This window comes from Mesorhizobium sp. LSJC280B00 (assembly GCF_000502835.1).
GTDB lineage: Bacteria > Pseudomonadota > Alphaproteobacteria > Rhizobiales > Rhizobiaceae > Mesorhizobium.
On record NZ_AYVL01000020.1, the window covers coordinates 89,790 to 102,667 of the forward strand.

6 protein-coding genes and 7 pseudogenes are annotated in these 12,878 nt (G+C 57.2%); 6 read left to right on the forward strand and 7 right to left on the reverse strand.

What is annotated here, in order from left to right:
* The first annotated feature begins 90 nt into the window (after positions 1 to 90).
* From X773_RS63910 to X773_RS63915, 5 genes and pseudogenes are all read left to right on the forward strand, one after another.
* Positions 91 to 1,281: a glycosyltransferase family 4 protein gene (locus X773_RS63910; protein ID WP_198023603.1), complete on the forward strand. Its 1,191-nt coding sequence runs from the start codon at positions 91 to 93 to the stop codon at positions 1,279 to 1,281.
* A 271-nt stretch (positions 1,282 to 1,552) separates the two neighbouring features.
* Positions 1,553 to 1,605, forward strand: a pseudogene (locus X773_RS79345) (hypothetical protein); the annotation flags it as partial.
* A 34-nt stretch (positions 1,606 to 1,639) separates the two neighbouring features.
* Positions 1,640 to 2,840, forward strand: a pseudogene (locus X773_RS79350) (hypothetical protein); the annotation flags it as partial.
* Positions 2,832 to 3,497, forward strand: coding sequence for an SIS domain-containing protein (locus tag X773_RS79355; protein ID WP_348625938.1), 666 nt, complete (start codon positions 2,832 to 2,834; stop codon positions 3,495 to 3,497). The pseudogene X773_RS79350 and the gene X773_RS79355, both read left to right, overlap by 9 nt.
* A gap of 338 nt (positions 3,498 to 3,835) precedes the next feature.
* Positions 3,836 to 4,525 (forward strand): annotated as a pseudogene (locus X773_RS63915) (IS66 family transposase); the annotation flags it as partial.
* 51 nt (positions 4,526 to 4,576) lie between these two features.
* Here the strand turns inward: X773_RS63915 and X773_RS76600 are convergent.
* Positions 4,577 to 4,729, reverse strand: coding sequence for a hypothetical protein (locus tag X773_RS76600; protein WP_156937402.1), 153 nt, complete (start codon positions 4,727 to 4,729; stop codon positions 4,577 to 4,579).
* A gap of 25 nt (positions 4,730 to 4,754) precedes the next feature.
* Here X773_RS76600 and X773_RS74935 point away from each other — a divergent pair.
* Positions 4,755 to 4,886: pseudogene (locus X773_RS74935) on the forward strand (transposase domain-containing protein); the annotation flags it as partial.
* A 288-nt stretch (positions 4,887 to 5,174) separates the two neighbouring features.
* On the opposite strand, the gene X773_RS63920 reads toward X773_RS74935, so the two are convergent.
* The 6 genes and pseudogenes from X773_RS63920 to X773_RS63940 form a co-directional block, all read right to left on the reverse strand.
* A complete protein-coding gene (locus X773_RS63920) occupies positions 5,175 to 7,316 on the reverse strand; it encodes a hypothetical protein (RefSeq protein ID WP_031212266.1) in 2,142 nt (713 codons plus the stop codon).
* Between the two features lie 59 nt (positions 7,317 to 7,375).
* A pseudogene (locus X773_RS63925) lies at positions 7,376 to 8,209 on the reverse strand (IS3 family transposase); the annotation flags it as partial.
* A 103-nt stretch (positions 8,210 to 8,312) separates the two neighbouring features.
* Positions 8,313 to 9,308, reverse strand: a pseudogene (locus tag X773_RS79095) (ATP-binding protein); the annotation flags it as partial.
* On the reverse strand, positions 9,305 to 10,570 hold the full coding sequence (locus X773_RS63935) for a helix-turn-helix domain-containing protein (protein WP_245274767.1): 1,266 nt from the start codon (positions 10,568 to 10,570) through the stop codon (positions 9,305 to 9,307). The pseudogene X773_RS79095 and the gene X773_RS63935, both read right to left, overlap by 4 nt.
* A gap of 49 nt (positions 10,571 to 10,619) precedes the next feature.
* Positions 10,620 to 10,730 (reverse strand): annotated as a pseudogene (locus tag X773_RS74940) (transposase); the annotation flags it as partial.
* Positions 10,731 to 11,088: 358 nt separating this feature from the next.
* On the reverse strand, positions 11,089 to 12,219 hold the full coding sequence (locus X773_RS63940; RefSeq protein WP_023678763.1) for an acyltransferase: 1,131 nt from the start codon (positions 12,217 to 12,219) through the stop codon (positions 11,089 to 11,091).
* Positions 12,220 to 12,878 lie beyond the last annotated feature (659 nt).

A 12,878-nucleotide genomic window follows, 5' to 3' on the forward strand; every position in this document is an offset into this window, starting at 1 on the left:
CTTGAGGACGTGACGTCGTGGATTCCGTGTCAAGCTTCTTTACGCCCAGCCCTACTCTGCGCCGCACTTGCAAATCACGGAGTTATTTTGGTGACGAATACCCAGTCACGCCCATCTGAAGTGCCGGTCGGCCAGCAGACTAGGGGGGTCGAAATGAAGCCTAAGCTGATAATATGCGCCAACACATCATGGAATCTGGCGAATTTCCGCAGCGGATTAATCAGGTCTCTAATTGAGGACGAATTTGATGTGATCGCGCTCGCTCCATTCGATTCGTATTCCGGGCGGGTCGCAGCGCTAGGATGTCGGTTCATTAGATTAGATTTTGACGGCCACGGCAAGAACATCTTCGCTGAGATTTCGTTGTTTTTGCGTCTGTTCAAAGTGCTGAAGGAAGAGAAGCCATGTCTATTTTTGGGTTTTACGATTAAGCCGAACGTGTACGGTTCGTTTGCAGCCAGGATGTGTGGAGTCCCGGTCATTAATAACATCGCTGGGCTCGGCATAGCTTCGTCGTCTACGTCCCTATTGTCGCGCGCAACTCGGATTCTGTATAGGTGGACGCTTCGCAAGTCGGCCATGGTGTTTTTTCAAAATTGGGATGATCGGCGGCTGTTTGTTGATCTAAAGATAGTGGAATCACAAAAGACAGACATCCTGCCAGGATCTGGAGTAGATCTGCAAAAGTTTAGGGGCGGCCAGCGCCAAGTTACCGAGTTGGCAGATCCGACCATATTTCTTTTTGTTGGACGATTGATTTGGGAGAAGGGAGTCGGAGAATTTGTTGAGGCCGCCCGTCTTTCAAAGGCATCGGGTGCATCAATGAAATTCGAACTGCTGGGCAGCGTAGACGAGAAAAATCCGAAGTCGGTGAGAAAGGACGATGTTGATAGGTGGGTGAGTGAGGGGATTGTTGAATACAGAGGAGATACAGACGATGTCAGACCATTCATGGAAGCTGCCGATTGCGTCGTGCTTCCAAGCTATTATGGGGAGGGTACACCTCGAACTCTCCTTGAGGCCGCGGCGCTCAGCCGACCGATCATTACTACCAACTGGAGTGGCTGCCGCGATGTGGTTGACGAGGGTGTTAGTGGCTATCTCTGCCATCCGCGAGACGCCCGTGACTTATTCGCTAAATGCGTGATGTTTCACAAGCTGTCTGGCGACAGAAGAGCCAATATGGGCCGTGCCGGTAGGCGAAAAGTAGAACGCGAATATGACGAAGCAATTGTGATAAGGCGGTACAAGAGGGCGATATTGAACATTCGGGGGGCCTAACTGGTGTGCGGTATCGTTGGAATTGTCGGTAACTCGCCGGTCGCGCCGCTTATCGTCGATGCGCTGAAAAGGCTCGAATATCGCGGCTATGACTCGGCCGGCGTCGCCACGATCGANGCCGCTTATCGTCGATGCGCTGAAAAGGCTCGAATATCGCGGCTATGACTCGGCCGGCGTCGCCACGATCGAGCACGGCAGGCTTGACCGCCGCCGCGCCGAGGGCAAGCTGGTCAATCTCGAGCGCCGGCTGAAGGACGAACCGCTCGACGGCATGATCGGCATCGGCCACACGCGCTGGGCCACACATGGCGTTCCGAACGAGAGCAATGCGCATCCGCATTTTTCCGACGGCGTCGCCATCGTCCATAACGGGATCATCGAGAATTTCGCCGAATTGCGCGACGAGCTGATGCGCGACGGCTACAGCTTCGCCTCGCAGACCGATACCGAAGTCGTCGCTCATCTGGTGGCGCGCGAACTGGCCAAGGGGCTGAAGCCGGTTGAGGCGGCGCACAAGGCACTGAAGCGGCTGGAAGGCGCCTTTGCGCTCGCCATCATGTTCAAGGGCGACGAGGATCTGATCGTCGGCGCGCGCNGTCGCCATCGTCCATAACGGGATCATCGAGAATTTCGCCGAATTGCGCGACGAGCTGATGCGCGACGGCTACAGTTTCGCCTCGCAGACCGATACCGAAGTCGTCGCTCATCTGGTGGCGCGCGAACTGGCCAAGGGGCTGAAGCCGGTTGAGGCGGCGCACAAGGCGCTGAAGCGGCTGGAAGGCGCCTTTGCGCTCGCCATCATGTTCAAGGGCGACGAGGATCTGATCGTCGGCGCGCGCAACGGCCCGCCGCTCGCGGTCGGTCATGGCGACGGCCAGATGTTCCTTGGCTCCGACGCCATTGCGCTTGCCCCTTTCACCAATTCGATCACCTATCTGGAAGACGGCGACTGGGCGGTGGTGCGCCGCAACGAGGTCGATATCTTCGACATGGGCGGCAACAAGGTCGACCGCAAACGCCAACAGTCGCTCAGCACGAGCTTCATGGTCGACAAAGGCAACCGCCGCCATTTCATGGAAAAGGAAATCCATGAGCAGCCGGAAGTGATCTCGCACACGCTGGCGCATTATGTTGATTTCGTCGGCGGCGTCTCGAAGCCGCTCGAGCTGCCGTTCGATTTCGCCAAGGTCGACCGGCTGGCGATCTCGGCCTGCGGCACCGCCTATCTCGCCGGGCTGATCAGCAAATACTGGTTCGAGCGCTATGCNGTCAATGTGCGCGAATCGACCATGGCGCGCGAATCCGACGTCATCCTGCCGACGTTGGCCGGCCCGGAGATCGGCGTCGCTTCGACCAAGGCGTTCACCTGCCAGCTTTCCGTGCTGGCCTCGCTGGCGGTGCGGGCGGGCGTGGCGCGCGGAACGATTTCGCAGGAGCAGGAGAAAACGCTGATACGCGAGCTGTCGGAAGCGCCGCGTTATGCGAACCAGGTGCTAAAGCTCGACGGGCAGATCGAAAAGGTCGCGCGCGACCTCTCGCACTACAAGAATGTGCTTTATCTCGGCCGCGACACCAATTTTCCGCTGGCCATGGAAGGTGCGCTGAAGCTCAAGGAGATCTCCTACATCCATGCCGAAGGCTATGCTGCCGGCGAATTGAAACACGGCCCGATCGCGCTGATCGACGAGAACATGCCCGTCATCGTCATCGCGCCGCATGACCGCANGCTAAAGCTCGACGGGCAGATCGAAAAGGTCGCGCGCGACCTCTCGCACTACAAGAATGTGCTTTATCTCGGCCGTGACACCAATTTTCCGCTGGCCATGGAAGGTGCGCTGAAGCTCAAGGAGATCTCCTACATCCATGCCGAAGGCTATGCTGCCGGCGAGTTGAAACACGGCCCGATCGCGCTGATCGACGAGAACATGCCCGTCATCGTCATCGCGCCGCATGACCGCATCTTCGAAAAGACCGTGTCGAACATGCAGGAGGTCGCGGCACGCGGCGGCAAGATCATCCTGATCACCGACAGCAAGGGCGCCGCACACGCTACGGTGAAGACGATGGAGACGATCGTTTTGCCGGACGTGCCGGAAATCATCTCGCCGATCATCTACGCGCTGCCGATCCAGATGCTCGCCTATTTCACCGCCGTGTTCATGGGCACGGATGTCGACCAGCCTCGCAACCTGGCGAAATCGGTGACGGTGGAGTAATATTGGCGACAGTACTTGCTCACCGGTGGCTCGTTCGCTGATGTATGCCTCGCTTTCATAGCGCGATCTATCACGGATGCGGCTGTGAACGCCGAAGCGGTTGGAGGCTCTACGGCGCGAGCGTCGTCGGATGTTTTGCTATAAAGCTATAAACCAAAATAGTGCCGTGCCCCGCTGAAGACGGTCCGGAACGCGCACCGTCCGGGATCGGGATCATCGCCGCTCCAGCACATCCTGGATCGCCGAGCCGTACGCGTCCGAGGAGGGTCGCCTTGCGGGCGAACGGAGGGTGTAGCTGACTGTCGGTATGGATATCGCTACTGACTGTCACCAAGTCACAGTGCGACTGTTACAGTGGCTTCGAGCCGCTGTTCGACCCGCAGCGGAAGGAGCAGCCGATCACGCCGGCCTTTTGCTACGCCCATGCGCGGCGAGGATTCTTCGAATTGGCCGACATCGCGAAAAAGGCCCGGGATGGCAAGAAGGGCAAACCGATCTCCCCGATCTTGCTGGAGGCGGTCAGGCGCCTCGACGCACTGTTTGAGATCGAGCGCGCCATCAACGGCCGCAGCGCCGCCGAGCGGTATGCCGTGCGGCAGGAGAAGAGCAAACCACTTCTCGACGACATGCACGCCTGGTTGCTCCGCGAGCGCGATACCCTCTCGCGCTCTTCCGAGGTCCTGAAGCCAATCAATTACATGCTCAGGCGCTGCGCCGACTTCGCTCGCTTCATCGACGACGGCAGAATCTGCCTCAGCAACAACGCGGCCGAAAGAGCGCTGCGTGGCATTGCTCTGGGAAGGCGCAACTGGACCTTCGCCGGTTCCCAGCGCGGCGCCGACTGCGCCGCCGTTATGCTTACCCTCATCACCACGGCACGCCTCAACGACGTCGACCCAAAAGCCTGGCTCGCCGATGTCCTGGCCCGCATTGCTGATCTTCCCGCTTTGCGTCTGCACGAACTACTGCCTTGGGAATGGAAGCGCCTGCGCGAAGCCGACAAGGCCGCCGATCAGCAGGCCGCCTGACCTTCACGCATCGCCATCACAGAGCCCGCCGCGCGCACGTGCGTGTCCCAATCATGCGGTCTTCGTCGTATGCGTACTCTGCACGAACCACTGCCTTGGGAATGGAAGCGCCTGCGCGAAGCCGACAAGGCCGCCGATCAGCAGGCCGCCTGACCTTCGCGCATCGCCATCATAGAGCCCGCCACGCGCACGCGCGTGTCCCAATCATGCGACCTTCGTCGTATGCGTACGGCTCAACGACGTCAATCCCGTTGCCTACCTTGCCGAAACCCTCGAGGCCATCATCAACGGCCATCCAAAGAGCCAGATCGAGGAACTCATGCCTTGGCGATTCCGGGAAACGTCAAGCCCAAATCCATAGGCGACCGGCGAGGCGCTTACTCATCAGGCATAGGCGCAGTCATAAAAATTGACACTGCAAGCTCCTCGGCTCTTCAGTGTCATCATCTCTCGCCCATCATCCTCATGCCGCGCCAGATGGGGCCAGCTTCACGCTTACGGTTAGCACACGGAACTCGCAACAAAGTTGACAAAATCCGCTTCTGATTCGCCGACTCAGCACCTGTAAACTCTTGACGGATATTGTCTGCTCCGCCAACCGCGAAATGATCGGCACTAAATGAGCAGAATGGGGCAGTACGGGAAATTCCTATTTGCCGGCACTGCCACCTGCGTCATAGAGCTTCCCTAATGCGACCAAAACATATCTCGATCCGTCATAAACAACTTCACACCAAGAACTACCGGTTAACTCTACCAATCCTCCAACACTTAGAGCAAATTGCCCCGCGTCTAATCTACTGATTTTAAAACGCGTCCTGCCGGCTAAAGCGTTAAAGTCTGAGAGTGTTAATACCCGATCGGCCGACAACATCGCCGTTTGGATAACGGTCTCCGAGGTTACCCAGGGAAAGAGCGTGCTGTCGGTATCCTCAGAAAGCTCCGTTACTGAGGGAGACAACTCCCGGCCGGCTGCCAAACTCACCTGGATATTTGAGGCCGCAAAATGATATTTCACCAAGAAAGTTACAGGTCCCGAGAATCCCGAAAACGCGACCGCCTTATCTCCGTTTACCGTCCATCCCAACGGTGGCTTGAAAACAAAAGTTCCAGTTGGGCGTTGATTGGCTCCAGAGCCAATGAAGAAAATTGGAAATGCATCGTGCCCGAACAGCCTGCTCACGTCGAGGTTAACCGAAAGGTAAATTGTCCAGCCATCGCGCAAATAGATATTGCTAATATCTGGGCCGATGTTCAAAAGTTTGTAATTGTCCGCTGCATTTCCACCCGCTTTATCGCCAAAATAGTGTTTCCCATTTAGCACACCGAGGGAGGCAAACCCGCCTTCTTTAAGAAAATTATTTTTCAATCTTGGCGACGACATGTTGATGCATTTCCTGAGGTCGGTTTCATATGTGCAATTAATTGTAGTGTTTACGTCAGAGTTAGTTAGTTGCACGATGTCAAGTGTATTACCCTCACAGTAGAAGCCATCCACGCTTGAGCTCTTGTGAGACCCTGTCCGCGTTCTACCAATCACCAGTCCGATTCCGCAGGATTGTGTGACGACGCCTCTAGCGATGACGCCGTATAGCCCTGCATCCCATAGCCCCACAGCGCAGCCATAGGCATCAAGTTGCCCGATATCTATGACGTTGTTGTCGTTCCCAACCGTGGCCAGAGCTCCACCAAACACATAAAAGAAGTCACCAGAAGTACCGTCGGAACTATCTATCCATGGAAAAACGCTAATCCGACTGTCAGAGTCGCTAAAGTCTGTTGACGCAATATGATAAAGACGGTTGTCTATCACTAGACAACACAGCTGGCGTACTTCAAAGTCTAACGGGGGCATCGTATCCACGGTCAGTGTTGTTGTCTGTGCCGAGCTGCCAGGCTTACCCTGATTGTTCGCGTTCCTGAAGCGGCCGCTCAGGGGAAACCGTTTGAAAGAGCCGCAGTTGATGCAGCTGACGCTCTCAAATCTTGCCAGGGAGTTATTACTTCCGCTCTTAGTTTGCCCGAATTGAAATACGCCCCACTGCGTAAAATAACGAGCATAAAGATCTCCAAAGTGTGCGCGACCGCAATTGAATATGTATAAGCCTATTCGACAAGTCCTATCTTGATAACGAGTGAAGGGTTCGCCGTAGACTGCAAGACGGCCGTCAAATCGCATCCTTATACCATTACTTATCTTAAACATGATATCGATTGGGGCAGAGGCACGCAAATTGACAGAAAATTCGTAGTTTGCTGTCTTGCTGGCATCTAAGTGAAGGCCTTTTGAAATCAAAAAATTGCCAAATAGCTTTGCCTTGCCACAATTAACCAAAGACGTATAGTTCAGAAAACCTTGAATGTGCTCGTGGGCGTCCTCCGAATTTTCGACGGCGCCAAACATCTGCGCGGTCACCTCACTGCAGTTGAGCTCCCACCAGGCTCCATCGCAGGATTGAAATTTCCCGTCATGCTCCGGTTCACGTACTGCTCTCGTGTAGGTCGCGCCACCACCGTCACCGGCAGTCCAGTAGCCATTCAGTTCCACGACATTCACCGAAGCGGGCACGACTTCCAAAGACATTCCGACGAAAGTTTCGAAATATCCAATGTTGCTCGCCTTAGTTTGTCCCGATGAGCTTTCTGTATCGCTGCATACAGCCGCGGAACGCTGGTTGCCGTTGTCCGTGAGATACGAGGAACTGTCGAGTTTAGATTGAGTGGGGAGCCCCGATATGACGGCCAAAACCTGTAAGAGCGCGCGGCGGGTGATTTCAAGGATAGCGGGCATCTAGACCTCCAAGGGCGTGCGCTAACTCAGCTTCGATCAATTGAGCTGCCACTGAATTTTCATCCGGCTGCAGTTAGAGCCTCGGCGGGTTTTACGCCGTATGGCGCGGGTTGAGCAACGGGTGATCGGCGGAGCTGGTCGGGTTGCGCAGCCGATCGTCCGTTGCGGTGAGATTGGCGGCATAGGCCGCAGGCGTGATGTATCCGAGCGCCGAATGTGGGCGCGATCGGTTGTAGTCGTCTGCCCATTCGGCGATGGTTTTTCGGGCATGGTCGAGGCCGAAGAACAGGGTTTCGTTCAGGAGCTCGTCGCGCATGCGACCGTTGAAGGATTCGACATAACCATTCTGCATCGGCTTGCCTGGCGCGATGAAGTGCCATTCCACCTGATGATTCTTCGACCAGGCAAGGATCGCGTTCGAGGTGAACTCGGTCGTGGTCAGAGACGATCATGCCCGGCTTGCCGCGCCGGGCGATCAGTTCCGTCAGTTCACGCGCCACCCGGCGGCCGGAGATCGAGGTGTCCGGGATCGCGGCCAAACATTCGCGCGTCACGTCGTCGACGATGTTGAGCACACGGAAGCGCCGGCCGCAGGCGAACTGGTCATGGACGAAATCCAGCGACCAGCGCGCATTCGCCTTTGCCTCGACCAGGATCGGCGCCCGCGTGCCGACGGCTCGTCGTCGCGCCCGACGCTTGCGCACCGTCAGTCCTTCCTCGCGGTAAAGACGATAGATACGGTTGATCCCCGATGCCTCGCCCTGGCGCCTGAGCAGAATGAACAGCCGTCGATAGCCGAAGCGCCGGCGCTCGTTCGCGAGGTCACGCAGCCGACCACGCAGCTCCGTCTCTGGCGCACGGCGAGACTGGTAGCGGATCATCTTACGATCGGCGTCGACGAAGGAACAGGCTGTCAATGCCGCTCGAATTTTCCCCAAAAGTGCCGAAGTAAAATTCCCCAGTTTCGCCGCTCAGGCTGTCGCGGAAGGGGTGTCCATTTTTCGGCGGCCGGCCGCGCGGTCGTGATGGTGCGTTGAGCGTCGGCGGCGTGATGGAGGCTTTTGATCGCAGGTGTTCGGGCATGAGCTCGGCGTGTTGTCGGAGCCGATAGCTCGATCCTTCGATCTGGACGACGACCGCATGATGAAGCAGGCGATCGAGAAGTGCGGTTGCGACGACAGGGTCGCCGAAGACCTCGCCCCATTCGGCGAAGCCGCGNGAAGCAGGCGATCGAGAAGTGCGGTTGCGACGACAGGGTCGCCGAAGACCTCGCCCCATTCGGCGAAGCCGCGGTTTGAGGTGAGAATCATGGCGCCCTTCTCATAGCGGGCGTTGACGAGCTGGAAGAACAGATTGGCCGCCACCGTGGATGACGGGCAGGTAGCCGATCTCGTCGACAACGAGCAGAGCAGGCCGGCAGAAGAAGCGGATGCGTTCCTGCAGGCGGCCTTCGCGTTCGGCCCTNGTCGACAACGAGCAGAGCAGGCCGGCAGAAGAAGCGGATGCGTTCCTGCAGGCGGCCTTCGCGTTCGGCCCTTGCCAGTGCGGCGATGAGTTCGGCGAGCGTGCAGAAATAGACGCTCTTTCCAGCCTTCACAGCCTCGACGGCAAGTGCGATGGCCAGATGGCTCTTGCCTGTGCCGGGTGGGCCGAGAAAGTGGACGACCTCGCAGCGGGCGACGAAGCCGAGTTGGGCGAGCGTGAAGATTCGATCTCGGTCGAGCGAGGGCTGGAAAGAGAAGTCGAAGCCGGCGAGCGTCTTGATCGTGGCCAGACGCCCATGCGCAGTGCCGTCTTGATCCGGCTGTTCTCGCGGAGGGTCAACTCTTCCGAAAGGAGGATGTCCATGGCTTCGAGGGCGGCGATCTCGCCTTGCTCGAGCCGGCGCACGACATGATCGAGCGCTTCGAGCGCTCGTGGCATCTTCAGGCCGACGAGGTCGTGGCGGATCCGGTCGATTGTGGATGGCGTGGTATCGAGCGCATTCGTCATGGACGCTGCTCCTTCGCCATCACCCGGGCGACGGCATCGTAGAAGGCCAACGGGCGCTGAGCGACCCTGTCGCCTGAGCCATGAAGGATGACCTCGTCGTTCCTCAGTCTTTGTCGGCGCTTGTGGACGTGGATGTTGCGATGCCCGGGCTCGACATGACGCTGATGCCGACCTTCGAGAATGGGATGGGCGGCAATCAGCGCGCCGTCCTCGAAGATGCGAACCTCTTCGGCCAGAGTGTGCACCTCGACGACACGGCGCCTGGTGGCGTCGGGCACGCTATAGAAATTGCCGCCAACGCTAACCATGCCCTCCCGGCTGATGCGTCGCTCGAGCTTCAGGACCGATCGGAACGGAGCCAACGGCAGCGGCCGCAGCGCTGCCCGCTCCTCGGCAAAAGCTTCGTTGACGACACGCCGTGTGGTTGCGTGAACTCTCGGGTTTGCGACCGTGTCCAGCCAGTGACGCAACTGCGCATTCAAGTCTTCGAGGTTGCGAAAGGACCGGGCCAGGAAGAAGTCCTCGCGAATGTAACGGAATGGTCGCTCGACCTTGCCTTTTGTTTTGGCGCGGTAAGGCCGGCAGGCTTTGGGATGGAAACCATAGTGGCGGGCAAGATCGACGAGGGCACGGTTGTAGACGATGCCGCCGGTATCGCCTTCGNGTGCCCAGATAAGGCGACTGAAGCCAAGCACCATGGAGAATAGCCAGACGATTCTCGGCGTGGTCGGCTCATCGGCAAAGACGACATTGAACTGAGCGAAGTCGACCTGCGCTTGCTCGCCGGGCGGGGTCTCGAAGCGAACCTCGTATCCACGCTCCGCCGCGGCAGGACGGACGTCGCGCAGGAAGTCGGTGACGGCCGTGTAGCCGCCGCCATAGCCGAGATCCTTCAGTTCCCGGAAAAGCCGGCTGCCGGTGAGTCCGGGATATCGGGTGACGCGTTCGCGAAGATAGGCCGTGAAGGGATCGATCACCGCCTGATGCGGCTTGCGCGGTCCGTAGGCCGGAGCCTCGAGCCCGCGCTCAATGTATTTGCGCACCGTCTTGCGGTCGATCCCGCTCTCCCTGGCGATCGCCGACACCGACAGGCCCTGCCGNCTGACGCGGCTTGCGCGGCCCGTAAGCCGGGCCTCGAGCCCGCGCTCAATGTATTTGCGCACCGTCTTGCGGTCGATCCCGCTCTCCCTGGCGATCGCCGACACCGACAGGCCCTGCCGATGCAAATCCAGTATCATCATCATCTCCCCGATCTTGATCACCGAAATCCCTCTCCCGACCATCAGGAGAAGCATCAACGATTACGCGCCGCGTCGCCTCGGAGATCCCATGCTTGCGCGCCAGGTCGCCCGCCTTCGCCCCCGCTTCGTGCTCACGCAGAACCGCGATGATCTGCTCTTCCGTAAACCGCCTTCTCTTCATCAGTCCGTCCTTCAATCGAGGCCGGACTCTAATCTCAGATGGAGGAAATTACCCGTGGCAGGTCACAATTGGCTGTCTGCTGCCAGGTGGGTCGGTTCCGTTGAAGTGATTGTCTATGAGAATCTGCATTGGTAGGAGGGTTCGAGTGCGTGATAGACGGGCACTTGCATGGCTGGCAACGACCCAAATGATTGGCATGGGGAGGAAAGCGCCATTCTGTAGTCCCGATTTAGGTAGTGCCGCTCCGGCGATTTAAGGCGGCCATGAGAACGGACAAGGTACGCCACCCACCCCGGCGCAATTCTCGGCTCCATCAACAGCTTGGTGACAACGGTCTGGAACGGATCGTGTGGCTGGCTTAAGGTGTGGCTGTTAACTGATCTCCAATCGCTTTCGAGGAGCGAAGACGAGAGAGAAAGTCATTGCAATGCTTTTCGACGCAATAGTACAGGATCCAGCATGCCAGTAGGACCGGCGGGATAGCAGCAAGCCAAGCGAAATAATTGTGAATGTCCGTTTTTTCGATTCCATAGCTTGTGCTTAGGATAAAAGAGATTGCGGCAATAAAGATGTAATGAAATATGTAAATGGAATAGCTGAAGAATCCCCAATTTAAAAGCTTTATTGAAGCGAGAGATGGTGGGATGTTGCGTACGCAGTTCACGGCAAAAATGACTATGACAAGACTTGAGAACGCATTCGAACCACCTACTATTTTCTTCAGGCCAAATGCGGCTGCGAGCGCGATTACCGAGACCAGGTAGAATGTCGATGGCGAAAGAGATGGCACTCTGTCTATGAAATGGTATGCCGCGGCTCCGCACATAAACCAGAACAGGGCGCAGATCAGAAAGTTGACAAAAATGGACGAGCTTGGATTCAGTCCAATTCCGAAGACCAAGCCTCCGGCGATCGTAAAAACCACGGACAACCCCAGAACCGCGGTAACTCGCCTTCTTGTAGTGAGAAGAATTGGACAAAACGCGTAAAATATAACTTCGTATGGCAAGGACCAGAATTGGGGTGTTAGAATAGTCGAAGTCTTTGCGTAAATCAGCATTTCTCCAATTGCTTTAGCTGAGCAAAACGTGGTTATACAATTATTGCTGAACGTATTAGTTGGCGATATTGCGGTGAATACCCAGCAGGCAACGCCGGCTAGCACCACGGCCGCTGCGTAGGACGGCCAGATTCTTATGATGCGCTTAGTGTAGAACCGAGTTACATTTGTCGACTCGCTGATGGAGTGGGCCATCGCGACGCCGCTAACGCAAAAAAATAAAATTACGAATTCGGTGCCGAGACTTGTTAATTGAAGCAAGGACAGCGCCACGTAGTCATAGATCCCCAGATGCGCCGTTGTCGCCTCAGCGATCACCTTTTCGCCCCCCCTGAAGAACGCACCTCGCGTGTGGTTGACGACGACGTACACGGCTGCGATGCCGCGCAGAAAATCAAGTGAGGTCGTGGATATTCCGTTTTGTTTCATGGGAGTGTTGCCCAGCGCATCTGCTTGTTCGAATTATCCCAAACCCGTCAGTCGGAAAAGGCAAAAAGCAGCACGGACTAGGGGAAGCCCACATCCGAGTCGCCAACCTTGGGTGGGCGAGATAAGCTTGTTCGATTGGCTTGCCGTCGTCGACAGCTTCGCAATACCTCCTAACTGGGTCAACAAAAATCAGTGGACTAAGTGAACTGAAAGCTGCGAGATCCCAAGGTTTTGCCAGAATCTCAGACGGCCTCAGGATCACGGTGAGCGATGTTCCCATTGAATAACGCCCGGCCAAGGTCGTCATCGACCACAGGGTGGTCGCAACGCCGACGACGGGTGACCTGCCACTGAACTTTCATCCAGCGGCGAGCCTCGACCGTTTCTGTTACGCCACGGGGCGCGGATTGAGCAATCGGCGAAGACGCGGAGCTTTCGATCAGCGCAGCCGGCGCCCGCCAGCCTCGTAGCTCTCCGCAACGATCCGCGTCTGGCGCAAGAGATCGGAATCCGAAGTCTCCTCCATGAGAGCGCGTAGGTCCATCATATCGTCGATCATCGATGGTTCCAGCAACCCGACTTACCGTAAGCGGGCAGCTGAGGCCGTTCAGCGCTGGTAATTCCATGGCATGAGGGCGTCGATATCGCTGTTTCGCCAG